The 25,925-nt window shown below is 36.4% G+C and carries 26 protein-coding genes; 23 read left to right on the top strand and 3 right to left on the bottom strand.

The window, feature by feature from the left end:
- The first annotated feature begins 408 nt into the window (after positions 1-408).
- The 6 genes from ylbD (at position 409) to coaD (ending at position 3,673) form a co-directional block, all read left to right on the top strand.
- Positions 409-798 (top strand): YlbD family protein, encoded by a 390-nt coding sequence (ylbD, locus tag J2Z82_RS17495; RefSeq protein WP_342453664.1) that lies wholly within the window; start codon positions 409-411, stop codon positions 796-798.
- A 10-nt stretch (positions 799-808) separates the two neighbouring features.
- Positions 809-1,042 carry a YlbE-like family protein gene (locus tag J2Z82_RS17490; protein WP_209482095.1) on the top strand — a complete coding sequence of 78 codons (234 nt, stop codon included), beginning with the start codon at positions 809-811 and terminating at the stop codon, positions 1,040-1,042.
- 57 nt (positions 1,043-1,099) lie between these two features.
- Positions 1,100-1,543, top strand: coding sequence for a YlbF/YmcA family competence regulator (locus J2Z82_RS17485; protein WP_092493057.1), 444 nt, complete (start codon positions 1,100-1,102; stop codon positions 1,541-1,543).
- A gap of 68 nt (positions 1,544-1,611) precedes the next feature.
- A complete protein-coding gene (locus J2Z82_RS17480) occupies positions 1,612-1,887 on the top strand; it encodes a YlbG family protein (protein ID WP_209482094.1) in 276 nt (91 codons plus the stop codon).
- A 735-nt stretch (positions 1,888-2,622) separates the two neighbouring features.
- The gene (rsmD, locus tag J2Z82_RS17475) at positions 2,623-3,177 is read left to right on the top strand and encodes a 16S rRNA (guanine(966)-N(2))-methyltransferase RsmD (RefSeq protein ID WP_209482093.1); all 555 of its coding nucleotides are present in this window, start codon (positions 2,623-2,625) and stop codon (positions 3,175-3,177) included.
- 16 nt (positions 3,178-3,193) lie between these two features.
- Positions 3,194-3,673, top strand: a complete 480-nt coding sequence (gene coaD / locus J2Z82_RS17470) for a pantetheine-phosphate adenylyltransferase (protein ID WP_209482092.1) — start codon at positions 3,194-3,196, stop codon at positions 3,671-3,673.
- A 40-nt stretch (positions 3,674-3,713) separates the two neighbouring features.
- Here the strand turns inward: coaD and ylbJ are convergent, their stop codons facing one another.
- Entirely contained in the window at positions 3,714-4,922 is a 1,209-nt protein-coding gene (ylbJ, locus tag J2Z82_RS17465) for a sporulation integral membrane protein YlbJ (protein ID WP_209482091.1), read from the bottom strand.
- A gap of 215 nt (positions 4,923-5,137) precedes the next feature.
- Between ylbJ and J2Z82_RS17460 the strand changes: the two genes are divergently transcribed.
- Positions 5,138-6,160, top strand: coding sequence for a SepM family pheromone-processing serine protease (locus J2Z82_RS17460; protein WP_209482099.1), 1,023 nt, complete (start codon positions 5,138-5,140; stop codon positions 6,158-6,160).
- A gap of 42 nt (positions 6,161-6,202) precedes the next feature.
- Here the strand turns inward: J2Z82_RS17460 and J2Z82_RS17455 are convergent, their stop codons facing one another.
- Positions 6,203-7,426: a nucleotidyltransferase gene (locus tag J2Z82_RS17455; protein ID WP_209482090.1), complete on the bottom strand. Its 1,224-nt coding sequence runs from the start codon at positions 7,424-7,426 to the stop codon at positions 6,203-6,205.
- Between the two features lie 297 nt (positions 7,427-7,723).
- Here J2Z82_RS17455 and J2Z82_RS17450 point away from each other — a divergent pair, with 297 nt between their 5' ends.
- From J2Z82_RS17450 to J2Z82_RS17435, 4 genes are all read left to right on the top strand, one after another.
- Positions 7,724-8,254 carry a YceD family protein gene (locus J2Z82_RS17450; protein ID WP_209482089.1) on the top strand — a complete coding sequence of 177 codons (531 nt, stop codon included), beginning with the start codon at positions 7,724-7,726 and terminating at the stop codon, positions 8,252-8,254.
- A 48-nt stretch (positions 8,255-8,302) separates the two neighbouring features.
- The gene (rpmF, locus tag J2Z82_RS17445) at positions 8,303-8,476 is read left to right on the top strand and encodes a 50S ribosomal protein L32 (protein ID WP_092493049.1); all 174 of its coding nucleotides are present in this window, start codon (positions 8,303-8,305) and stop codon (positions 8,474-8,476) included.
- 112 nt (positions 8,477-8,588) lie between these two features.
- Positions 8,589-9,347: an enoyl-CoA hydratase/isomerase family protein gene (locus J2Z82_RS17440; RefSeq protein WP_209482088.1), complete on the top strand. Its 759-nt coding sequence runs from the start codon at positions 8,589-8,591 to the stop codon at positions 9,345-9,347.
- A gap of 90 nt (positions 9,348-9,437) precedes the next feature.
- Entirely contained in the window at positions 9,438-9,920 is a 483-nt protein-coding gene (locus J2Z82_RS17435; RefSeq protein WP_209482087.1) for an RsfA family transcriptional regulator, read from the top strand.
- Between the two features lie 113 nt (positions 9,921-10,033).
- Here J2Z82_RS17435 and J2Z82_RS17430 read toward each other — a convergent pair whose 3' ends face one another.
- A complete protein-coding gene (locus J2Z82_RS17430) occupies positions 10,034-10,510 on the bottom strand; it encodes an N-acetyltransferase (RefSeq protein WP_209482086.1) in 477 nt (158 codons plus the stop codon).
- Between the two features lie 242 nt (positions 10,511-10,752).
- On the opposite strand from J2Z82_RS17430, the gene J2Z82_RS17425 reads away from it, so the two are divergent.
- The 12 genes from J2Z82_RS17425 to murD all read left to right on the top strand — a co-directional run bounded on the left by J2Z82_RS17425 (position 10,753) and on the right by murD (position 25,876).
- On the top strand, positions 10,753-11,631 hold the full coding sequence (locus tag J2Z82_RS17425; protein ID WP_209482085.1) for a 2-dehydropantoate 2-reductase: 879 nt from the start codon (positions 10,753-10,755) through the stop codon (positions 11,629-11,631).
- A 2-nt stretch (positions 11,632-11,633) separates the two neighbouring features.
- Positions 11,634-12,017: a DUF3397 domain-containing protein gene (locus J2Z82_RS19795; protein ID WP_209482084.1), complete on the top strand. Its 384-nt coding sequence runs from the start codon at positions 11,634-11,636 to the stop codon at positions 12,015-12,017.
- A gap of 272 nt (positions 12,018-12,289) precedes the next feature.
- Positions 12,290-13,915: a bacillithiol biosynthesis cysteine-adding enzyme BshC gene (gene bshC / locus J2Z82_RS17415; protein ID WP_209482083.1), complete on the top strand. Its 1,626-nt coding sequence runs from the start codon at positions 12,290-12,292 to the stop codon at positions 13,913-13,915.
- Positions 13,916-14,182: 267 nt separating this feature from the next.
- Positions 14,183-14,614 carry a division/cell wall cluster transcriptional repressor MraZ gene (gene mraZ, locus J2Z82_RS17410; protein WP_209482098.1) on the top strand — a complete coding sequence of 144 codons (432 nt, stop codon included), beginning with the start codon at positions 14,183-14,185 and terminating at the stop codon, positions 14,612-14,614.
- Positions 14,615-14,788: 174 nt separating this feature from the next.
- Positions 14,789-15,769, top strand: coding sequence for a 16S rRNA (cytosine(1402)-N(4))-methyltransferase RsmH (gene rsmH / locus J2Z82_RS17405; RefSeq protein WP_209482082.1), 981 nt, complete (start codon positions 14,789-14,791; stop codon positions 15,767-15,769).
- Positions 15,766-16,140 (top strand): cell division protein FtsL, encoded by a 375-nt coding sequence (ftsL, locus tag J2Z82_RS17400; protein ID WP_209482081.1) that lies wholly within the window; start codon positions 15,766-15,768, stop codon positions 16,138-16,140. The genes rsmH and ftsL overlap by 4 nt, the downstream gene beginning before the upstream one ends.
- A 20-nt stretch (positions 16,141-16,160) precedes the next feature.
- Positions 16,161-18,368: a penicillin-binding protein gene (locus tag J2Z82_RS17395; protein WP_209482080.1), complete on the top strand. Its 2,208-nt coding sequence runs from the start codon at positions 16,161-16,163 to the stop codon at positions 18,366-18,368.
- 139 nt (positions 18,369-18,507) lie between these two features.
- Positions 18,508-20,436 carry a stage V sporulation protein D gene (locus J2Z82_RS17390; RefSeq protein WP_209482079.1) on the top strand — a complete coding sequence of 643 codons (1,929 nt, stop codon included), beginning with the start codon at positions 18,508-18,510 and terminating at the stop codon, positions 20,434-20,436.
- A gap of 231 nt (positions 20,437-20,667) precedes the next feature.
- Complete coding sequence (locus J2Z82_RS17385; RefSeq protein ID WP_209482078.1) at positions 20,668-22,137, top strand: UDP-N-acetylmuramoyl-L-alanyl-D-glutamate--2,6-diaminopimelate ligase; 1,470 nt, start codon at positions 20,668-20,670, stop codon at positions 22,135-22,137.
- A 2-nt stretch (positions 22,138-22,139) separates the two neighbouring features.
- Positions 22,140-23,507, top strand: coding sequence for a UDP-N-acetylmuramoyl-tripeptide--D-alanyl-D-alanine ligase (locus J2Z82_RS17380; RefSeq protein WP_209482077.1), 1,368 nt, complete (start codon positions 22,140-22,142; stop codon positions 23,505-23,507).
- 36 nt (positions 23,508-23,543) lie between these two features.
- Positions 23,544-24,530, top strand: coding sequence for a phospho-N-acetylmuramoyl-pentapeptide-transferase (mraY, locus tag J2Z82_RS17375; RefSeq protein WP_209482076.1), 987 nt, complete (start codon positions 23,544-23,546; stop codon positions 24,528-24,530).
- Complete coding sequence (murD, locus tag J2Z82_RS17370; RefSeq protein ID WP_209482075.1) at positions 24,527-25,876, top strand: UDP-N-acetylmuramoyl-L-alanine--D-glutamate ligase; 1,350 nt, start codon at positions 24,527-24,529, stop codon at positions 25,874-25,876. Before mraY ends, murD begins: the two co-directional genes overlap by 4 nt.
- Positions 25,877-25,925: the final 49 nt, after the last annotated feature.

Raw genomic sequence — 25,925 nt, 5'->3', positions numbered from 1 at the left:
CGATAAGAAATAAAGGATGTTCGACTAAAACCACCACATCCTGTGGCAACGTCGAACTACCCCACGTCCTGTGGGGCAGCTTACGCTCTTCGTGTTCCTTTATCTCAGGGAAAAGGAGGATCGACTAAGACCGCCGCTTTGCGCGGCAACGTCGACCCACCCGCAGCGCTTAGCGCAGTCCATACGGCGCTGAACAGGCGCTTGCGCTTTTGTTCTTGTTAACTTAAGTCTGCGGATAATAGACTTCCGAATATGCTACGTCCAGTTCCGACGTAAAAGTATGAATTTGTTCTTTAATTCTTATTTTAGATTTTAAATCGAGAAGTATTGTGCCTTTATTTACGCACAGTGTTTAATTAAATTACATAAAATAATTAGTAACAGATAACTATGATGAGGTGAAAAACAGTGAGTGATGATAAGCTTCACCCTAGTGTTAGGGAGTTTAAAGTGTTCATGAATAAGCATCCAAAGCTTATTGAAGAAGTTCGTAAAAGCGGGAGAGGCTGGCAGGAGTATTATGAGAAGTGGGCATTGCTTGGTGAAGATGATCCGGTTTGGGACAATTACAAGAATGAAGAGGTTAAAGGCAAGTCAAAAGAAGGAAAAGGAGAATTGTTCGGCCAGTTAATGAAACTATCGGAAAATGTTGATATAGATAAGGTACAAAAACAAGTACACCAATTAAGTAATACCATTACAACAATTCAAGATGTATTAGGGCAATTTCAGACAACAAAAACCCCTCCGCAACAGTTCAGGAAACCAAATAATCCATTTAATTGGGGGAGGGACTAGAGGTGGTACGATGCAGACATCAACACATCAATACTTGCAACAAAATCCAAAGCTAGCTAATTTTGTGCGTTATAATCCTGCTTGGTATCGATATCTTTCAAGAGATCCTTCAAGAGTCAAGGAACTTGAAAAAGAATCAAAAAAGTATTATGGAAAAACATTACCTCAACAAGTTGAGAAATTCGGGAATCAGGTGAAAATGGTCAATATGCTAATTCAATTTGCAGGGGCTATGAAGGATTAAATAAATTACGTTTTCATTAAGGGAATTACATGATAAGATTAAGGTGGAGGTGAAAAAATGATTGGTACAATGGAATATGTAGATATACTTGACCATTCTGATATAGTCAGTGACATGATTCAAAAGTCAGATGTAATGGAAGCCTACGAAGATTCCCTTAAAAATGTAAGAAATGATGATGAAGCACAACGGCTTATAAAGGCGTTTAAAGATACAAAAGGTCATTATGAAGACGTTCAACGTTTTGGAAGGTATCATCCTGACTATAATCAAATTATGAAAGAAGTACGCTCTACAAAACGTGAAATGGATATGAATGACAAAGTTGCAGCATTTAAGATTGCTGAACGTAACTTGCAAAAGTTACTCGATGAGGTAAGTGAGTATATTGCTTTAAGTGTAAGCGATGATATTAAGGCACCGAAAGATGGAGCTGCATTAAGTGATGGCGGCTGTGGTTGCGGAAGTGGAAGCAGTGGTTGTGGATGTAAAGCATCCTAGTGAATATTGATGTATTTATTATATTCTGATACACTTATTTGCAAACATAATGTTAGCGAGGATATCCGATGATAACGAAACGTCAAGGGTTAATTGTTTGGTTTCAGCACATGAAAAACATAAAACAAATAAAGCGATATGGGCACTTAATATACACTTCAAGGAAGTTAAAGTACGCGGTAATTTATGTAGACCAAGCTGAATTGGAAACTATAGTGACTAAGCTGCTAAAGCTTTCTTTCGTGTCAAAAATCGATCGTTCTTATAAACCATTTGTACGAACAGATTATGAGAACGCTAAACCTGATAAGGCTAAACAGTATGACTATAAAATGGGAATTTAACCTTTGCGGTGATACATAACTTGACCGCAAAGGTTTAGTTTTGTCAAAAATATTATTAGAAAAATTGATATTTCGTTAAGGGATTTTTGTGAAAGCGTATATTGCTTCCTTATACTTATAAGTGCAAGCCTTAATATAGATGATCCTTAGTTGTACTAATGCAGTAAGCAAGTATTTATACTTTTTTAATTGCAAAAAGAAAAACCTGCAGATATTTTCTGCAGGTCCCTTTGTTTTCTTGTTAGAAAACAAAAAGGCAAAGGGAGAGGAGAAACCGGAGGAAGAACTTATGGGGAAGTGTAAGTCTTCTCCGAGTTTTGAAACAACCAAGCAATCTTAGCTGTCTCACTATGCTATTATGTACATGGTAATAAATTATATACACTCACTTTTATTTTTTTAGCAGATAAGAAAGTATAACTACTTTCTTACTGCATAAGTGCAACTAAGGCAATTCGCCCAAAGGCTTGGCGAATGCCAAGTTTTCTAAGCAGTTAAGAAAGTATAAATCCTTTCTTACTGCATAAGTGCAACTAAGGCTTCCGCCATTAAGGCTTGGCGAATGCCAAGTTTTCTAAGCAGTTAAGAAAGTATAAATCCTTTCTTACTGCATAAGTGCAACTAAGGCTTCCGCCATTAAGGCTTGGCGAAAAGCCAAGTTTTCTAATAGTTAATTAGATTATAAACTTGCTCTTTTGTTTTGTTAGGATTATTATGATTTATTGAGGTGGTTACATGCGAGTAGTAGCAGGTGTACATAAGGGTAGACAATTGAAAGCGGTGCCAGGTAATACTACCAGACCTACTACAGATAAAGTAAAAGAGGCTATATTTCAAATTTTAGGGCCATTGTTTGAACATGGTATGGTTCTTGATCTGTATGCTGGGAGTGGATCATTAGGAATTGAAGCGTTGAGCAGAGGAATGGAAAAAGGGATATTTGTTGATAAACATCCTAAAGCAATACATACTATTTATGAAAATGTTAGGACATTAAAATTGGATGATAAGGTTGAAGTGTTTAGAACAGAAGCATTTCGTGCCCTGAATGCTGCTTCAAAAAGAGACCTGCAATTTGATTTGATTTTACTAGATCCGCCATATAGGAAAGTAAACTATGGGAAATTGTTGGATGAAATTGATAAACTTCAACTATTGAATAAAAATGGAATGATATATTGTGAACATGATACAGCGGAAGAATTACCAGATGACAGGGATCGTTTTTCCATAGTAAAACAAGATAATTATGGTGGTACAATAGGCGTTACAATCTATAAAAAGGAATAGAAGGGAGAGTTTTTCATTGAGCAGATTAGCAATATGTCCAGGCAGCTTTGATCCAGTTACATATGGGCATTTGGATATTATAGAACGAGGTGCAAGTGTTTTTGATAACGTTATAATTGTCGTCTTTAATAACCAATCTAAAGCTCCATTGTTTACAGTCGAGGAAAGAGTAGCCCTGTTAGAGGAATCCACAAAGCATTTACCTAATGTTACGGTTGATGAATCAAATGAATTGTTAATTGATTATGCCATGCAGCAAAAAGCACAAGTGGTATTACGCGGATTGAGGGCGGTTAGTGATTTTGAATATGAAATGCAAATTACATCTATGAACAGAAAGCTTAATGAAAGAGTTGAAACACTATTTATGATGACAAATAATCAATATTCGTTTTTAAGTTCAAGTATTGTAAAAGAAGTGGCCAAATACAAGGCCAATGTATCTGATCTCGTTCCTGAAGCAGTAGAAAAAGCATTAAAGAAAAAGTATAGCTAGTATAAAAAGATGTTGATAAGTGAGATGATCAACATCTTTTTTATGTTTTTCTTAACCGATTGCTTAAAATAATGAAAGCAATCAGTAAAAATGTAATGGTTATTATTGGCCCAAGCTCTTTTAAGTCATATAGTATTGCCAGCCATGAATCATGTGGAATCCCATTTGAAACAGGAACCCCCTTAAAGTCAAAAGAGGTTCGATTCAAATATAATGGCTTATACAAAATAACCGTTAGAATGCTTGCAAATACTCCATGCAGAATACGAGCGAAAAAATATGGCGAAAAACGGATATCCGTAGGTGCTATAATACTTGCGACTTGTGCTTGAATAGAAAATCCATTAAACCCTAATATAAAGCTTACTACAATAATTTTAGCTAATAAACTGCCTGTCTCTGTTTGGGATATCGCTCTTGCTCCTTGTGTTATCTCGAATAACCCGGAAAATAATGGTAAGGATAAATCTACTGGCAGCATAAATAATTGTAAGATATATTCAAAAATGGTAGAGATTGCTGGTGAAAATCCTATGATAAACATCAGTTTTGTTAAAACGGAAAAAAAGATGATAAAGCCACCAACCATTACTAATGTTTGAATCGAAGTTAAAACTGCATCCCCAACTATTTGTCCAAATGGACGTGGGTCATTCATTCTGGCACGGTGCATTTCCCTGAATGCATAAACGATAGAAACTTTATGTTTTTTTGATTTCACCACACTCTTTTCCTTTTCTCTACCGTAAAACCGCATGCATATACCGACTAGTGCGTTACCAATGTAATGTGCGGAAGCAAGTAATATTCCCAGTTTAACGTCGTAGAAAAAACCAACTGACACTGCTCCGAATATAAAGAGAGGACTTGAAGCGTTTGTAAATGAAACGAGTCGTTCAGCTTCGATTTGTGTTAGCTGACGTTCCTCTCGTAGTCGTGTCGATATTTTAGCACCAGTGGGATAGCCACTAGCCATTCCCATCGCCCAAGCAAAGCTTCCGGCACCGGGAACATTAAATAAGGGTCGCATTATAGGTTCAAATAATATTCCAATAAATCTTACAACGCCGAAGCCAATTAATAATTCGGCGGTTATAAAAAAGGGTAGTAGTGAAGGAAACACAATTTCCCACCACATTTTTAAGCCCCTTATACTAGCCTCAAATGATTGGTCTGGATATTTAATTAGGCAAAATGCAATAAAAACAGTAATCCCAGATAGCAGTATTGTTTTGACTTTTTGTGTCAACATAAAGCCCCCTAGAGTATGAGCTAGCTCTGTACTTCTTTTTTCGATAGTAGTAGAATGATTCTAGCTTGATATATTAAATTAATTAGCATGTTAAAGAATGAATTTGTACGAGTCTATATCAATATACGCACATACATCATGGTTTTATGCCATACACTTTTTATCACCTTAAGAAAAAATGATGTAATTGGAAAGATGGAAGGGGTTTTATGGTGAACTTTACAAAAAAGCATATAATTTATTTAATAGTTGTAATAGCAATAGCATTTTTCCTTTCAACATATCAACTCCCATATTATGTATATAAGCCGGGAGGTGCTGATGCACTTAATCCAATTGTCAATGTCGAAGGTGGATATGATAGTAAGGGTGACATGCATCTTGTTACGGTCCGAGGCGGGCAAGCGACCCCAGTCCAATATTTGTGGGCAAAGGTTTTGCCCAATCATGAGATCTACCCCCTTAGCGAAGTAAGGCCAGAAGGTGTTTCAGAGAATGAGTACTTTCATGCACAGCTCCAAATGATGGAAAGCTCACAAGAGGCATCAACGGTAGTTGCCTATAAAGCGGCTGATGAGGATATTACAATTAATTATGAAGGAGTATATGTAGTTGCGGTTGTCAGCGGTATGCCAGCAGATGGAAAATTAGAATCGGGCGACCGTATCACTGGAATTGACGGGAATGAGATTAAGGAATCTAAGGATTTAATAAATTACGTGGAGAATAAACAAGCAGGAGATACGATTAAGTTAGAAGTTGAACGTGATGAAAAGCAATTGACAAAAGAAGTTCAACTTGAGAAATTTAAAGAGGCGGATAATAAAGTTGGCATTGGGATAAGACTTGTTACTGATCGTAGCGTGAAAGTTGATCCAAAAGTTAACTTTTCGAGTGGTAGTATTGGCGGGCCAAGCGCAGGATTAATGTTCTCCTTGGAAATTTACGATCAACTGACCGAAAATGATTTAACAAAAGGCAATCAAATTGCCGGAACCGGTGAAGTGGACTACAATGGGAATGTTTTACGTATTGGCGGAATTGATAAAAAAGTAATTGCAGCTGATCAGGAAAACTGTGATATCTTTTTCGCTCCTAACGATAATGGAGCGAAAGGATCAAACTATGAAGTAGCAAAGAAGACTGCAGAAGAAATTGACACCGATATGAAAATTGTTCCAGTCGATACCTTCGATGATGCATTGAATTATTTACAAAACATAGAATCGAAATAATAAAAACCTGTTTTATGCTTACTGAGCATAAAACAGGTTTTTTTATTGTTTAGGAAACTTTAAAATTGGTGGCTGAAGTTCTTGCTTATGAAAGTCTCGTTTCTTTTTAGCTGGAAGTATACTATAATAGGCCCTTGAGGCTTTTTCCTCCATGGATAGCATAGGATCTGTATTACGACTCAAATTCGCAACTAGAGGCACTTCCATATTCTTTTTATGCCTATTTAAATAAGATTGTCCAATTTCTGTCATTCCTAAAATACGGACATACGGAACAGATGAAGAGCTTTTTGCAGCTTGCATATCTGCTTTGGTTGTATTTGTTAATATATGAGCAAATATTCGTTGCAATCGTGTCCATGTATATCGTTTTGTTTTAATTTTCTCGATCCATTCGTCTAACGAAGTGACATCATTAGCAGTTCTTTTAATACGATGTTCCAGCCCCTCATCAACACCATGAATTCCGGCAAGCTCATTTAGTGACATTGTTAAAACACGGTAATGAACAAGTTGAAAATAATGTTCCCAATTATGCCAGGTAGTTGCTTCATGTTTATATAGTTGGAGCTGACTTACGGTCTCTGCTGGCATGGTTTCCTGAATTTCTGCTGAGATAACCTGGTCTGTAAAAAGTTTGTTACGAATACCTGTGGCGGATGCAACAGCCCCCGTTATTTTTTTGTCATGATAACCACTTTTCGTTCGTGTTATCGTTAAGGGGTCAATAGGTAGATCATTATCAAGTATCGCTTTAACGTAGCTAAAACCAAGTATATTGTTTGGCTGCGATAAATCTATCTCCGAAGTAGTTAACCCTATCTTCTCATATGCTTTCCTGCTTGCCTCTGGAAAAGATAGACCCTGATTTAAACAGCTTTTAAGAGTCTCCTTGAAAATGGCCTTATTCTCATTATAGACTTTGTAGCTCTTAGTAAAATGGGATATGTCACCAGATTCACTGCCGAAACAGATACTGGACACACCAATCTCATTTAATGTATGTACTGAACCTTTGGAAAACATATCACTGCTTTGAACAGCGTATGGATAGGGTAACTCCAATACTATGTCAATTCCAGCTGATAATGCTGCGTTTGTCCGGTGGAATTTATCAATAATTGCGGGTTCTCCGCGTTGTAAAAATGATCCGCTCATAACAGCAATTATGCAATCGGCTTTAGAGACTCTTTTTGCTTCCTGAATATGATATACATGCCCATTATGAAACGGGTTATATTCGACGATTAAACCACAAGCTTCCATACGTTCATCCCCTCTGTGTGAGTTGGTATTAATTGTATCAAAAAACTTATCCTGACGCATTGTTCATAAATATGATTATCAGAAATAGGAAAGGGAACACTAAATATATATAATTTTTTGAAGGAAATTTAGATAGTATCATTACTTTCTTAGCTGAATTAGTGCAATTAGGATTGTACCTATCAAAGCTTTGTAATAAGCCAAGCCTTCTAAACAAATTTTATTCTGTAAAGAAAACATGTTGACAAAAGTTCATTTTCATTTTAAAATAACTCTTGTTGCCTTGAGGTGATAATAATGAAATTTACATTAGGTCAAATTAAGAATAATGCCTATAATGAACCCTTTGCATTCGATGATTGGGTTAATGTTTCCGAGTTGGAAGCAATGAATAATGATATACGTGAAATTGATTCTGCTCATGTATATGGTACAGCATTCGACCAGGGAAACGAAATTGTTTTTTCATTTACGATAAGTGGAAAGATGATTTTACCATGTGCCCGTACATTAGTCGATGTTCCATATCCTTTTGAAATAAAGGCAACTGAGATTTTTTCTGAATCAACCTATTACGATGGAGAAGAATCAGAAGATGAAATTCATCCTATTGATGGGGAAGTACTTGACTTAACCCCATATATCAAGGAAAATATCTTACTAGAGGTTCCTTATCGTGTGTTTTCGGATGATGAAGAAGCCAAAAGACATGCTCCTGTTAAAGGAAATGATTGGGAATTTGTTTCAGAGGAAAAAACTGAAAAGAAGATTGATCCACGTTTAAAAAAACTGGAGTCATTACTTGAAGATAACGAGAAAGAGGAATAAGAATATAAATTCTGATTTTTGCTTTCGTATTTGAAGGAGGTGTAAGTCATGGCAGTACCAAAAAGAAAAACATCTAAAAAGGTTAAAAATCAACGTCGTACTCATAAAAAGCTACACGTAACTGGCATGGTAGAATGTTCAAATTGTGGTGAACTAACCAAGTCACATCATGTATGTAAATCATGTGGACATTATGATGGAAAAGAAGTAGTTAATAATTAAATTGTACTAATAGCCTATAATTAACAGATCACTGCTTAGTGATCTGTTTTTATATGGAATACAAGTTATACTATGATGAGTAGGAATAAGTGATAAAAGAGGGGATTCCATAATGGAAACAATTCAATATAATACTTATGAAGATGATGGTTACGCTGTAATACAGTTACATCGTCCCAAGAAACGGAATGCTGTATCAAATGAAATGGTTAATGAGCTTAAGAATGTACTGGAATCTGCGAAGCAATCTTCGCTTAAATTCTTAGTAATCACAGGTGCGGGAACTAAGATGTTTTGTGCGGGTGGAGATTTGCATAATCTTCATGGAGAACTAAGTACAGATGAAGCTTTTTCAACGTTGTATCCAATGAAAGAAGTACTTTATGATATTGTCTCCTTTCCGGTTCCAACTATATGTTTATTAAACGGGGATGCGTTAGGTGGTGGATGTGAAATCGCAACTGCTTGTGACTTCAGAATTGCAAGAGAGAACACTAAGTTTGGTTTTGTGCAAACTAAGTTAGGGATAACGCCTGGCTGGGGCGGTGGAGCACTTTTATATGAAAAAGTTCACCCAAGCTTTGCATATCAGTGGCTTATGGAAGGAGAAGTATATAATGCATCTTATTTACTAAAACAAGGTTGGCTACATAAAATTGCTTCAGATGAATTATGGACTGATCATCAAAAACTATTAAATCCTTATTTATCGAAGTCGTTCGATCAAATGAATATATTAAAAATGCAATATAGGAAGAAGCTATCTATATTAGGCTTTTCTGCATTAATGGATGACGAGGTTAGAAATTGCGCTAAATTGTGGGAATCACAGGAACACAAGGACGCTGTTCAACAATTCATATCACGATAATAATACAAACTATTCACAAAAATAGTAAAATTTATTCTATCACTCCTACTTTTTGCATACATTGATAGCAAATGTGTAAGGAGGGATGTTATGAATGCAACACGTCAAGATGCATGGACGCAAGATGAAGATATAATATTAGCAGAAACTGTTCTTCGCTATATTAGAGAAGGAAAAACCCAGCTTGAAGCGTTTAAAGAAGTTGCAAAACAGCTATCACGAACGTCAGCGGCATGTGGCTTTCGCTGGAATGCTTCAATTCGGAAGCAATACCAGGACGCTATTGATTTTGCTAAAGAAGAACGTAAACAAGGCGGACGACAGAAATCATGGAATTATACAGAAACAAGAACCATGCAAGAGGATGATCCAATTAATACTGCGATTTTGCTGTTGGAGAAAATGAGGACTAATTTTACTAGTGAAAGTCAATTGTCTCAACAAGAAGAGAAAGAGGCAGTAAATAATTTGAAGAAAGAAAATGAGATACTTAAAGAACAATTAAAGCGTTATGAAGAAGCGTGGAGAGAAATGGGGAACCTGTGGAATTGGGTGAAGGAAAATAAAATGTAATAACATGACAAGTGAACAGAATGTATAAACTAGCCGTGGCTAATTCTGAAGAGAAGCTGGAGCGTAAAAAGACATGAATGATTTATCTTTATCATTCATGTCTTTATTTTATTTTAGTTTTCTTTTTCTTTTACGCCTTCAGGCATCCAAATCAGTGGATTTTCACCAAGGTCACGTTCCATGTCATATTTTGCTTTTTGAAAACCCATCTTCTCCCAGAAACCATGCGAATTAATTCGTGGGTTTGTTTTTATGGGTAACTGATAGCTCTTCGCAAAATCGACTAAGGCTTTACCATATTCCTGTCCTCTATAGTCTGGTAATACCTCGAGTTTCCAAAGCTCCAAGTAATCCTGGGGCGGTTCAAAATATGCATCATATTTAGCGGTAACCTTGTAAAGGCTCATTCTTGCTATTAAGTTATTCCCAAGATAGATCCCATAAAAAGGTGATTCGCTGTCGTTTTCGACAATATTATTTTGCAAGTCTTCCAGCATAGATAGTTCCTGGTTGCCATACTCCTTGAATCGCTTAAACTTTTCTAGTGTCTTATAATTAATTAAAAGCTTCTCAACTTTAATTTGGTTCATGACATCTTCCCCCTTAAATCAGAAGTATTTGGTTTTTTCCATTTAATTTTATTATAATATAAAAAAATTCAGATTGAAATGACTGATACTTATAATCTTAGTTCTATTATACTGTAAATTAATAGGAAATTATACTTCAAGTACATAATGGTGTATATTCTGCTACAATTAAATAAAGAGAATGTTCAAAAAGTCAGGTAAAAGTGACGTATAAGGAAAATTTCAGAAGGGCGAATGCAAATATGGATATTGGAATTATAGGTGGAGGATCTACTGGTCTGCTACTTGGAAGTCATTTAGCAGTTAAACATAAAGTGACTATTTATGTTAGGCGAGAGCAACAAAAACAATCGCTGAATAAAAATGGGATTTTTTCGCCAGAATCAAATAAATCAATACAAGTTAAGTCACTTCTAATTAGTGAGATGCATAGAGAAAATTATTTAATTGTCTGTGTAAAACAGCATCATGTTTCGCAAGTTATTCCATTTATTAATCAGACAAATATAGAATCCACCATTATCTTTCTACAAAATGGCATGGGACATATTGATTTGCTGCGAAAAATGACTCAGACGGTACTAGTCGGAGTGGTTGAACACGGGGCTCTGCGAAAGAACGACCATAGCGTTGCACATACTGGGAAAGGCGTTATTAAGCTTGCGGTATTTTCAGGTGTCAAAGATGAGCTTGAATCCATTATAAACAACTTATACCAACGTCAGTTTCCATTTAGTGGCTCCTCAGACTGGGAGAGTCTACTGCAGGGAAAATTGATTATTAATGCCGTAATAAATCCATTAACATCGTTATTCAACATGAAAAACGGTGATATATTTAAGAACGTATATATTCATAGTATAGCTTATGAGTTATGTCGTGAAGCATCACTGGTTTTGGGATTAGACTTTAATCAACAATGGCAACGAGTGCAGGAAGTTGCAGAAAAAACAGAAAACAACATTTCATCAATGCTGAAAGATCTGCAAGAAAATAGAAAAACGGAAATTGAAGCAATATGTGGTTACTTAATAAACCAAAGCAACCATCCTATTCCGTATACAACATTTATTTATACTAGTATAAAGGCTATGGAAAAGCAGAAGGAGATTAAGGAATAGGAATGTTGGATTTTATCATTTATTTTATCGGATTTATCATAACAGTTCCTGTAATAGCTACATGGATTGTTTATTACATCTCCTTGAAAATATATAATCATAAATGGAAAGCGTTTCATATTGCTGTCAACTGGACAACCATACTATACATAATAGCCGTCAATACTTTAGTAAAAGAAGTCTTTGGTATATCATTTTTTGGTATCGTTCTGGTTATATTAATAGGTATCTATACGATCATCATAATTGCTCATTGGAAAATTTATACAGAAGTTTTATTCAGTAAAGCGTTTAAGTTGTTTTGGCGAATTTGTTTTTTATTGTTTTTAATACTCTATTTTTGTTTGGTTTTTGCTGGTATTTATTTGCGTATTTTTTCATTTTAAGGACTTTATAGTAAAGATTGCAGTTTATACATTTTGTAAAGCAACACTTTAGTACCAAGGCGGCATATACTCAAGAATACAGTTTTGCATCGTCTCTTCAGTCCTGAATATTTTCACTGTTGACGAGCATTCATTTTCCTAAATAACAACTAACTGTTAGAAAATATCCTAATTAAATGGATGGGCTAAAACAGATTAAATGAAATTAGCGACAGTTTTATGTACAATACATATTGGATATATTTCATTACGTTAAAAGGAGCATGTGATCTATGCGGATCGATCCAATTAAACTACAGAACCAAAATGCACTAATAGATGATTATCGCAATAATAGAGAAAGTATCACGAAACATTTTGAATATAACCCATATTCGGATGCTTCCTATCAAAGTAGACTGCAAGCGTTGCAAAACAGAAATTTTGATCGTGAGCAGCTTACCGAAACACTTTTCGAAATTAACCAGCAATGGAATGCTCCTGAATCTACATACTTAAATATTGAACGTCTGAAAAATGATGATAGTGTTGTGGTTATTGGAGGACAGCAAGCGGGATTATTGACGGGGCCCATGTATACGATAAACAAGATTATTTCGATTATACAGTTTGCTAAACAACAAGAATTTAAGCTTCAAAAATCGGTAATTCCTGTTTTTTGGATTGCAGGTGAAGACCATGATTTTGATGAAATTAATCATATTTTCTTACCAGAAACAGCCTCCATGAAAAAATACAAATTGCTGCAGCGAGTCTTGGATAAACAATCCGTTTCTGATATTTCGATTGATGAAACCTATGCAAACCAGTGGATGAATCGATTATTTGAACAAATGGATGAAACACAGTACACGAAAAAGCTCTATCAGACAATAAAAGACTGTTTAGAGAATTCTTGTACATATGTGGACTTTTTTGCACGTGTCATTTATCAATTATTTGATGAAGAAGGTGTTGTGCTAGTTGACTCTGGTAACCCGAAAATGCGTAGACTTGAACGAGATCATTTTCTAACATTGATTGAAAATCAGACTGAAATCAGTACAGGTGTGTACGAGGCATTGCAGCAAATTAAACAAAAGCGTTATTCTGTGTCTTTGGATGTTGAACCTACTGATGCACACCTTTTTTATCATCGTAATAATGAGCGAATTTTGCTTGTGCGAAATGAGAATGGGGATTGGGAAGGAAAACAGAATGAAGTATTGCTGACTGACCATGAAATGATTAATGTTGCCAGAAATAATCCGGAATTATTGAGTAATAATGTGGTTACAAGACCAATCATGCAGGAGTTATTGTTTCCGACATTGGCATTTATTGGAGGTCCAGGCGAAGTAGGGTATTGGTCTATATTAAAACCAGCATTTAAGGCTGTTGGTATTAAAATGCCGCCAGTGCTACCACGATTATCATTTACATTTATCGACCGTAATGTGGAAAAAGCAATAAGTAAATATGCAATAGATGAAGAAGATGCTGTTAATCACGGAGTAGAAGAGATAAAGGGAAACTGGCTGGCATCACAAAGCGATCCGCCAGTAAAACAGGTCGCTTCCGAAATTAAACAAGCAGTTGACAAAGCTCATAGCCCTTTACGAAAAATTGCTAAAGATACACGCTCAGACCTTGGTGAGTTAGCTGATAAAAATCTGTATTATTTGCAATGTGATATTGAATATCTTGAAGATCGGATTATTAAAGCACTAGAGGAGAAATATAAAAAAGAATTGATTGAATACGATCAAATTCAAATAGCTTTACGACCAAATCAGGGACTTCAGGAACGCACGTGGAATCCGTTACCGTTGATTAATGATTATGGACCATATTTTATAAAACAGTTGGCAAAGGAATCATGTTCCTTTGAACAGGAACACCACTTAATCTATATATAATAAAAATTCACCCACTATCCTCCACCCATTATAAAATGGTGGGGGATTTTTGTGTTTAACATTGAATGAAATACTATAAAACGTTGAGATATACTGATGTCTCAACGTTTTTTGTTTTTGTCTTATCCTCAGAAACCGAGCAATAATCAAGGTGATAATGTAGAACAAAAGACCTATTTTAAAAATATAGATAAAAAAGTTGGGAATTGAGTGGTGAATAGTGGAGGAATGTGGTAACATATGAAATATGAAAGTGGGGATAGCTTTATGTTCATGGGCGAATTTCAACACAACATTGATACAAAAGGTCGAATAATTGTTCCTGCTAAGTTCCGCGAAGGGCTTGGCGACAACTTTGTTGTTACCCGTGGACTCGATAAATGTTTGTTTGCCTATCCAATGGACGAATGGAAGTTACTTGAAGAAAAGCTAAAGAAGCTCCCCCTAACTAAAAAAGATGCACGAGCTTTTACAAGGTTCTTTTTCTCTGGAGCAGTTGAATGTGAAGTGGATAAACAGGGAAGGATAAATATTCCCCAGCCACTACGAAATTATGCTGTGCTGGATAAAGAGTGCGTTGTAATTGGTGTATCTAACCGAATTGAGTTCTGGTCAAATGAAAACTGGGAAGATTATTTTAATGACTCCGAAGAATCATTTGGTGAGATTGCCGAAAACCTTATGGATTTTGATATTTAACTTTCATAACCAACAAATAAAACTGTGAATCCAAACTAATTGTGAATGTGCTAGTCTTGATGATTTCCGGACGCTTTCGGTAAATGTTTATTACAAGTATTTATGAAATTGATTCAGTTTATAAAGAAATTTCAACTTGACGTTAAATCAAGTTTTCTAGAAGTAGGTGTGACAATGTTTGATCATTACAGTGTACTAAAAGAAGAAGCCTTGGATGGTATGGCTATTAAGCCTGATGGTACATATATTGATTGTACGGTTGGTGGCGGTGGTCATTCTGAACAAATTGCTGCCCGCCTTGGAAAAAATGGTTTATTGGTCGCCTTTGACCAGGATTTGGATGCACTTGAAGCAGCTAAATCAAGATTGCACCACTATCATGATCGAGTTACATTTATTCATGCCAACTTTAGAAAATTAAAAGAAGAATTATCCAATCATCATATTGACAATATTGATGGAGTTCTTTTTGATCTTGGTGTTTCATCTCCACAATTAGATCGTGGTGACAGAGGTTTCAGTTATCAGCATGATGCAAAACTGGATATGCGGATGAACCAGGAGCAGGCTCTTGATGCACATGTAATTGTTAATTCATGGCCATACAACGACCTGGTAAAGATTTTTTTTAAATATGGCGAAGAGAAATTTTCCAAACAAATAGCGAGGAAAATCGAAGCGTTCAGAAAAGAACAATCAATTGAAACAACGCATCAGCTGGTAGAAATAATAAAAGATGGTATTCCCGCGCCTGCACGAAGAAAGGGAGGACATCCGGCGAAACGTATTTTTCAAGCATTACGAATAGCAGTAAACGATGAGTTAGAAGCGTTTAATGATGCCTTACACCAGGCTGCAAGGGTCGTTAAGGTTAATGGAAGAGTGGTTGTTATTACATTTCACTCACTGGAAGATAGACTATGTAAGCAAGCGTTCAAGAAATGGAGTACAGCTAAGGAAGTGCCAAGGAATCTTCCAATAATACCTGAAGGTCATCAGGCACCATTTAAACTAATTAATAGAAAGCCAATTTTAGCAAGTACTGGTGAATTGGATTTAAATCGCAGGTCAAAATCTGCTAAATTACGGATTGCTGAGAAAGTAAATGAATGGAATGAAGATTTTACATATGAAGAAGGGTGGAAAAAATCATGAGTGCAAGCCATGCTCGGAGTTGGGAACAATCTTATACATCACATGCACCTAAACAAGACAAACAAATTGCAGTTAAGGTACATAAGAAAGGCTGGATCACAAAAGGCGAAAAGATTTTGTATTCAGTAATTGGATTTTGTTTAATTATAGCGTGTATTTATATTGTTTCTTTTTCTTCTTCAACGGATACTTTAAACAGAGAATTACAATCTCTAGAGCAAACCGTACAAAAACAACAAATTGAAAACGAAGGATTAGTCTATGAAAAAAAACAATTAAGCAGACCTGAACGCATCACAAGAATTGCTAAGGAAAACGGCTTAAAAATTCAAGATGCAGAAGTGAAACAAGCAACTGCGTTTAACAACTAAGCAAGGTGATGTGATATGTTATGAAAAAAAATAAAACAACCCATTTCATGTCTAGCATTCTGATTCTTATTTTTGTCGGTGTATTTTTACTTATAGCAGGCAGGTTTTTATACATTCAGGCTACCGCTGAAATTAATAATGTTTCACTGGATGAATGGGCCAAGGAAAAACGAACTGCATCCTACACCCTGGATGCGGAGCGGGGTAAAATCTTTGACAAAAACGGGATGACACTAGCTTATGATCGGCCTACATTCCGTATTCAAGCAATTGTTGAGGAATCATATACGCAAAATTCAGAGGAGCCACTGCATGTTAAAAATCCGGAAGAAACTGCGGAAATGCTGGCTCCTTTATTAAATACTGAACAAGGATATTTACTAGAACGACTGGAAAAAGGTATTAATAAAGATCAATTTCAAGTAGAGTTCGGGAATGTTGGTAAAGAATTGTCCCAGCAAACAAAAGAAAAAATCGAGAAGCTGGATCTGCCAGGTATTACTTTTCAAAAAGAGGCGGTTAGATTTTATCCTAATGGTATGTTTGCATCTAACATTATTGGGTTTGCTCGTAAAAACGATGGAAAAATCAATGGAGTAACCGGCATTGAAAATGAGATGGATGATTTGCTGAGTGGAGAGGCCGGACATATTTCTTACCAACGTGATAATTTTAATAAGAAATTACTAGATCCAAATGAAGTTATTAAGCAGCCTGAAGATGGAGAGGATGTTTATTTAACTATTGATCAAAAAGTTCAAACATTACTTGAAGACGTTATGTCCCAAGTTGATAAAGAATATAAGCCCGAGCGAATTACCGCTGTTGTCATGAATCCTAAGACAGGTGAAGTATTGGCTATGGGTAATCGTCCAAGCTATAATCCGAATAATCCAAATGTGGATAATTGGTACAATGATGTGATTTCTGCACCGTTTGAACCAGGTTCGACAATGAAGATATTCACATGGGCTTCTGCTATTCAAGAAGGAGTCTACAATGGTGATCAGTGGTTAGAATCCAGCAGCTACCAGATTAGTGATAATATAGCTCCTATTCATGATTGGAGCAGTAACTGGGGTTCAATAACATATGATGAAGGATTTGCACGCTCATCGAATGTTGCTGCAGCAAAATTAGTCTGGGAAGAAATAGGCACAGAGAAATACTTGGATTACCTTAATGCTTTTGATTTTGATCAGAAGACGGGTATTGATTTGCCACATGAAGTTGCAGGAAACCTTGTGTATAATTATCCACGTGATAAAATGGCTACAGGTTTTGGTCAAGCTAGTACTGTAACACCGATTCAGCAGATGAAGGCTGCGACAGCAATTGCTAATGATGGTAAGATGCTCAAGCCATATGTTATTTCAAAAATAGTAAATTCAACTACAGGAAAAACAATAGAGAAAAAGTCACCAGAAGTAGTTGGAACCCCTATTTCAGAGAAAACATCTGAGCAAGTGCTAGATCTGATGGAATCTGTAGTTTCATCAGAACCTGGAACAGGTAGCCCCTACAAACTGGAGGATTATTCAGTAGCAGGTAAAACAGGAACAGCCCAAGTATATGAATCTGAAGCAGGCGGTTACTTAACCGGGCATGGTAATTATATCTTCTCATTTTTAGGTATGGCGCCCAAAGATGACCCAGAATTAATGATGTATGTTTCGGTTAAAAAACCAGAATTAGAGGGCAATACTCCTGGTTCAACACCTGTTTCATTTATATTTAAAAATGTGATGCAAAATAGTTTACATTACATGAATATTAATCCTGACAAAGACCAATCCAAACCAGTTCAATCTGTCAAGGTTCCAGAATTAAAAGGTATGAGTAAAGCAGCTGCGATAGAATCCTTAGAAGCTAAAGGTTTAAATATAACTGTAATTGGTTCAGGGGATACGATTGTAAAAGCGAGTGCTGCAGAAGGTGACGAGCTGCTTCCGAATGATCGTATTATGCTGATTACTGACAAACCAACAATGCCTAGTATAATCGGATGGTCGACAAGAGATGTATTACAATTAGCGAATTTACTTCAACTAGATATAGAAATCCTAGGCAACGGCTATGTCAATAGTCAAAGCATTAAAAAAGGTGCTGCTCTTAAAAAGGATGATTATTTAGGAGTCGAATTAAAGCCGCCTAAATCTAAAAACGAGGATAATGAATCGAATGAAGAACAAACCGAAGAACAGACAGAAGATTCAAGTGACCAGTAATAAAATAAGCCTTTTCTAGTCTTAAGAATTAGACTTCGTCATGCGGGCACCTAAGCTTTTTCTAACATAAACAGTGTTCTATTCATTTTTTTTCATTCATATAGTGGATACAAGCCTACCTATGAAAAGGGGATGGAGAATGAAACGTGTATCTGCCGTGACTGTAAGAAAAAGAATAGTTACTGTTTTTCTTTTTGGATTGTTATTTTTTGCAATAATTGATGTTCGCTTGGGATATGTTCAATTTGTTATTGGTGACGAACTCATGGACCTGGCAACGGAGTCCTGGAGCAGGGACATTACCTTTGAACCTGAGCGGGGTAATATATTGGACCGAAATGGTGAGATATTGGCTGAGAATGTCTCTGCCCCCTCTGTTATTGTCGTTCCAAAACAAATTAAGAATCCCCAGGAAACTGCCGCCAAGATAGCAAATATATTAAATATCTCAGAGGAAAAGGCGTATGAATATGTAACCAGGAAGTCCGTCTATACACGTGTGCATCCTGAGGGAAGAAAGATTTCAGAAGAGCAGGAGAAAACATTTCGTACGCTTAATTTAGATGGTGTTTACCTTGCTAAGGATTCAAAACGACACTACCCGTATGGAAATTACTTATCGCATGTATTAGGATTTGCAGGTATTGATAACCAAGGATTAATGGGGTTGGAAATGTACTATAATGATAAGCTCGATGGTGAAGAAGGCAGTCTATCTTTCTATTCAGATGCCAAGGGAAAGAAGCTTGAACAAATTGCCGATGAATATAAGGCACCGGAAGATGGATTAAATTTAAAAACAACAATTAATTCAAAAGTTCAAACAATCATAGAACGTGAGCTTGATTTGGCTGTATCAAAATATAATCCGGACGGAGCTCTTGCTATCGCAGTTAATCCCAAAACTGGTGGAGTTTTAGGGATGACTTCGCGTCCTAATTTTAATCCAGAGAATTATCAGGACGTTGATTCGGAAATTTACAACCGGAATCTACCAATTTGGAGCACATATGAGCCTGGTTCAACATTCAAGATTATTACACTTGCAGCAGCACTTGAAGAGGGTGCCGTCGATTTGGAAAAAGACCATTTCCATGATGATGGAGATATCTCTGTAAGTGGAACGGAGCTGCATTGCTGGAAGAGCGGAGGCCATGGCAAGCAAACATATCTGGAAGTTGTTCAAAATTCATGCAATCCGGGTTTTGTTAATTTAGGGATGAATTTAGGTGAAGAAAAGCTGTTTAGTTATATTAAGGATTTTGGCTTTGGAAAGAAAACTGGAATTGACCTTCAAGGTGAAGGAAATGGAATACTGTTCAAACCTGAAAATGTTGGTCCTGTAGAACTTGCTACTACTTCATTTGGACAAGGTGTCTCTGTAACACCAATTCAGCAAGTGATGGCAGTTGCAGCGGCAGTAAATGGCGGTAAATTATATGAACCTTATATTGCAAAAGAATGGATAGATCCCCAAACGAATAAGGTAGTCGGAAAAGTTGAGCCAAAGCTGAAAGAAAATATTATTTCAGAAGCAACTTCTAAAAAAATTCGTCAGGCATTGGAAAGTGTTGTGGCTCAAGGAACCGGACGTCCAGCTTATGTTGATGGTTACCGTGTTGGCGGTAAAACGGGGACTGCCCAAAAAGTTGGACCTGAAGGAAGATACTTGAAGAACAATTATGTTGTATCTTTTATTGGATTTGCTCCTGCTGATGACCCTGAAATCGTTGTATATGTTGCAGTAGATAATCCTAAAAATACTGTCCAGTTTGGTGGAGTTGTTACTGCACCAGTTGTAGGAACTATTATTGGCGACAGCTTGCGTGCGATGGGAGTAGAGCCAAGAGATGATGGACTTGATAAAGAGTACATGTGGCCAGAACAGCCAAAAGTCGAAGTACCGGATTTAGTAGGACTGAAAAAAAGCAAGTTAACCCAATACATGACTAATTTATCTATTGAGACGAGTGGTTCTGGTGATTATATTATCGACCAGGCACCAAGTCCGGGAACGAAAGTAGAGCAAGGTGAAAAGATAAGAATTTACCTATCTGATAAAAATTAATCGTGAATACGGTAAATATTTGCTATAATGAACAAGGAATAATAAATGTTAACATTTGGCTTATCGTTAGGTCATAATGACGAAATCCTTAGTTGTACTTATGCAGTAAGAAAGTATTAATAATTTCTTAACTGCTTAAGATTTTAAATAAGAGGGTCATTGTACCCTCTTAAAAATTGAGGCTTTCTAGAATACATATGTGAGACATTACTAAAACGAGGATGTATTTAGATGAAATTATTAGAAATTCTTTCCGTCTTACCATTTTATGAAACTACTGCTTCAATTGAAAATGTGGAAATCAATAATATAGAAGTCGATTCCCGAAAAGTTACTGAAGGTAGTCTATTCATTTGTATAAATGGTTTTACGGTTGATGGACACGATTTTATAAGTCAGGCTGTTGATAATGGGGCAAAGGCTATTTTAGCTGAAAAGAGTGTAGACACATCAGTGCCAGCAATACTTGTGGCCGATTCGTCCAGAGCATTAGCAGTGATAGCAGCAAAGTTTTATAACTTTCCAACTAAAAAATTGCCATTAGTCGGCGTAACTGGTACTAATGGTAAAACGACAGTAACTTATCTGCTGGAATCCATTTTTAATCATTATGACTTGAAAACAGGTGTAATCGGAACAATTCAAATGAAAATCGGTCCGGATTCCTATCCTGTTAGCAATACAACACCAGATGCATTGTTTTTGCAGAAGACTTTCAGGCAGATGGCTGATGTAAACGTGGATAAAGCAATTATGGAAGTATCATCACATGCGTTAGATATGGGGCGCGTATATGGCTGCGAGTTTGACATTGCAGTGTTTACAAACTTATCACAAGATCATTTAGATTATCATAAAAACATGGAGGATTACATGCATGCAAAAAGTCTTTTGTTTGCCCAATTAGGGAATACCTATAATGATGAACAGAAGAAATATGCAGTAATTAATGAGGATGATCCAAACAATGGTGTGCTAAAAAGAAGTACAGCTCAGCACGTCATAACATATGGTTGTGTTAATGATGCACAAGTAATGGCGGTTGATATTAATCTCGAAGTTACGAATACATCCTTTACAATGAATACCCCAGTAGGATCCATACAAGTTAATAGTCAGTTAATTGGTATGTTTAATGTCTATAACATGCTTGCGGCAAGTGCAGCGGCAATTTCTGCAAACATACCATTGCACAACATTAAAGATGCACTTAGTGATATCAAAGGTGTTAGCGGTCGGTTCGAACCAGTAGATGGTAAACAGAATTTCGCTGCAATTGTAGATTATGCACATACACCTGACTCTTTGGAAAATGTGTTACAAACAATTAATGGCTTTGCGAAACAAAAAGTGTACGTTGTCGTCGGTTGTGGCGGAGACCGTGATAAGACTAAACGTCCAATGATGGCATCAATTGCATTGGAATATGCTGATAAAGTTTTCTTTACATCAGATAACCCACGTACAGAAGATCCTAAGTCTATTTTGGATGATATGATTGAAGGGATTGAAGAAAGCCATTTCGAGGTAATAGAAGATAGGCGTGACGCCATTTTTCATGCAGTAAGTCTAGCGGAAGAGGATGATATTATTTTAATCGCCGGAAAAGGCCATGAAACATATCAAGAAATTGGTAATATAAGATACGATTTTGATGATCGGGAAGTTGCGAAAGAAGCAATTCAAATAAAGGAGAAATGATAATGTTATTTACCACAGAATGGCTTACATCCATTTTTGGCGATTATAAAGGTGCTGCAGCTGATCGGATTGAAATTGGCGAGGTAGCAACAGACAGTCGTAAAAAAACGCATAAATCATTATTTATTCCTATAATTGGTGAAAACTTTGACGGTCATGACTATATAAAACAAGCATTCGACCAAGGTGCTGTTGCAACATTGTGGCAAAAAGAAAAACAGCTTCCAAGCTTTTTACCGACTGATTTCCCTGTGTTTTTTGTGGAAGATACATTAAAGGCATTTCAGGAACTAGCTGGTTTCTATCGAGATAAGATTAATCCTATTGTAATTGGAATAACGGGATCGAATGGTAAGACTACGACTAAGGATATTGTAGCATCAGTTTTAAAAACAACATTTATTACAGAGCAAACAAAAGGTAATCTTAATAATCATATTGGTCTGCCATTAACGATTCTTTCAATGGAACCTGGGACCGAAGTACTTATCGTTGAAATGGGTATGAATCAATATGGTGAAATAGAAACGCTATCGAACATAGCAAAACCTGATATTGCAGTTATAACAAATATTGGCGAGTCACATATTGAGTACTTGGGATCAAGAGCGGATATTGCCAAAGCTAAGCTAGAAATTATTAGCGGAATGAAACATGACGGTTTTCTTATTGTTGACGGTGATGAACCGTTATTAGAGGAAATGCATAAGCGGGATAATGTAATAACATGTGGATTTGATGCCGACAATGAAGTAGTAGTGGAGAAAATAAAGTTAACTTATAACCACACACAATTTCAGCTTTCAGATGGATATGAGTATTCGGTTCCTTTACTTGGTAATCACCATGCTTTGAACGCAGCATTCGCTATTGCAATTGCTGAGCACCTTAAAATACCAAAATCTAAGGTAGTAAAGGGATTAACAGAGCTGGAACGAACATCAATGCGATTTGAACTGCTTAAAGGTAAAAATGATGCCTCTATAATAAATGATGCATACAATGCCTCGCCTACTTCCATGAAAGCAGCAATAAACGTTGTGAAACAAATGAAAGGATTCAAGCAAAAAGTTCTTGTGCTAGGGGATATTTTTGAACTTGGAAATGAGTCTAAATTGTTCCATCAATCAATTGCAGAAAGTATTGATAACTCAGTAGATGCTTTATTTACGTTTGGTGAAGAATCAGAAGAAATTTCATCCACTGTAAACAAAAGAAATTCAGATATAAGTTGCAGCCATTTTACATCGAAAACAGATTTATTGAACGCCTTGGAGGACTATTTGACAAAGGATACGCTGATATTGTTTAAAGCTTCAAGAGGTATGCAATTTGAATTATTCGTTGAAAAACTTACAGATCCATCATAATTAGCATGGACGGTTGTTGCAAGAGGAGGAGAAACAATGAATATATATGTATTAATGATGACAATAGCAATAGCTTTCCTAATTACCGTCCTTCTATCACCATTTTTTATTCCGTTTTTACGGCGTCTGAAGTTTGGTCAAAGTATTAGGGATGAAGGTCCGCAATCACATATTAAAAAAACAGGAACACCGACAATGGGCGGTATAATGATTGTTATTAGTGTGACCGCTACTTCGATTATTATGGTAAGTAAATTCAGCTCAGGCTCAATTGGGTATGAATTGTGGCTGCTTATTTTTGTGCTAGTGGGTTACGGCTTTTTAGGATTTTTAGATGACTTTATTAAAGTAGCAATGAAGCGAAATCTAGGATTGACGTCCAAACAAAAAATGCTTGGACAACTTGTTATCGCACTTGTATTTTATTTTATTATACAATATAACGGTTTTGCGACTTACATCCATATACCAGGTACAGCAATTCAATGGGAACTAGGCTGGGGATATGCGTTACTTATTATATTTATGCTTGTAGGTGCATCTAACGCTGTTAACTTAACTGATGGACTGGATGGGTTGCTAGCAGGAACAGCCGCAATTGCGTTTGGTGCCTTTGGCATTTTAGCATGGTATGGATTCCCTCAATCTGAGGTGACAATCTTCTCGCTGGCTGTAGTTGGAGCCTTATTAGGGTTTTTAGTATTTAATGCTCATCCTGCTAAAGTATTTATGGGTGACACCGGTTCTCTGGCATTAGGCGGCTCCATTGCTGCGATAGCTATTTTAACAAAACTTGAAATAATTCTAGTGATTATTGGTGGTGTTTTCGTAATTGAAACACTTTCGGTAATTATTCAGGTTATATCGTTTAAGACAACAGGTAAAAGGGTATTTAAAATGAGTCCACTGCATCATCATTATGAATTACTTGGCTGGTCAGAGTGGCGCGTTGTAACAACATTCTGGCTAGTAGGACTTATTTTTGCAGCTCTAGGCATATATATTGAGGTGTGGATAGTTTGAAGGCATTAGATAATTTTCCTTATTCTCAGGTACTTGTATTAGGTTTAGCAAAGAGCGGCACTGCTGCTGCCAAGCTATTATTACAAAGTGGGAAAAGTGTTCGTGTAAATGATAAAAAAGCAAACGAAAACGATGATGCTGTTCATGAATTGAAGTCGATGGGGGCAGAAGTGATTACAGGTTCCCATCCTCTTTGTGTTTTGGATAGTATTGAAATTGTTGTTAAGAATCCGGGGATTCCATATGAAAACCCGATATTAGTTGAGGCAAAAAAGAGAGACATACCAATTATCACTGAAATTGAGATTGCCGGTAATTTAGTGGAAAGCTCGATTATTGGTATAACCGGATCTAACGGAAAAACTACAACTACGACTTTAACAACTGAAATGCTGGTAAAAAGCAATCAGTCTGCTAAAATCGCAGGAAACATTGGATATGTAGCAACAGATGTTGCAAAATCGCTAGGAAAAGATGAAAAGATGGTATTGGAGTTGTCATCGTTTCAATTGATGGGAGTAAAAACTTTCAAACCAAAGATAGCAGTTTTATTAAATATCTTTGAAGCTCACCTTGATTATCACAAGACTTTTGATAATTATAAAGAAGCAAAATGTAATGTATTTGCCAATCAGTCTGCTGATGACTATTTAATTTATAATGCTGATGATCCAGTAGTATCAGAAGCAGTTCTCTCAGCAAATTCAATAAAGATACCATTCTCTTTGAAAAAACAGCTCAATGAGGGTGCTTGGGTCGACGAAACTAGCATCTATTTTAAGAGTGAAAGAATTATTGATAAAAGTGATATTGTATTAGTAGGTGCGCACAACCTTGAAAATATTCTGGCTGCAATAAGTGCAGCAAAGTTAAGTGGTGCAAGTAATGAAGGAATACGGGAAGTTCTAATTAATTTTTCCAGTGTTAAACATCGGCTTCAATTTGTCGAAAACATAGATGGTCGGCTATTTTATAATGATTCGAAAGCAACAAATATACTTGCTTCACAGAAGGCCCTTTCCTCATTTAAGCAACCAACAATCTTGTTAGCCGGTGGACTTGATCGGGGAAATGAATTTGATGATCTAATACCATATTTGAATAACGTTAAAGGAGTCATTCTGTTTGGTGAAACAAAAGAAAAACTCAGAAGAACCGCCAGTGATGCTGGAATAGAAGTCGTTTTAACAGCTAATGATATGGATCAGGCTGTTAAACAAGCTTACAGTATTTCTGAGCGTGATGATGTCATATTGTTGTCCCCTGCATGTGCGAGCTGGGACCAATATCGCACTTTTGAAGAAAGAGGAGACATGTTTATACAAGCTGTGCATACATTAATGTAGGGGCTTGTTTCTATTCAATACGCAATTAAATTATAAACGCCCCTTCCGA

Source organism: Virgibacillus litoralis, from assembly GCF_017873675.1.
GTDB lineage: Bacteria > Bacillota > Bacilli > Bacillales > Amphibacillaceae > Lentibacillus > Lentibacillus litoralis.
Note: the sequence above shows the minus strand (reverse complement) of the source record. Positions and strands in the feature narration are given on the sequence as shown.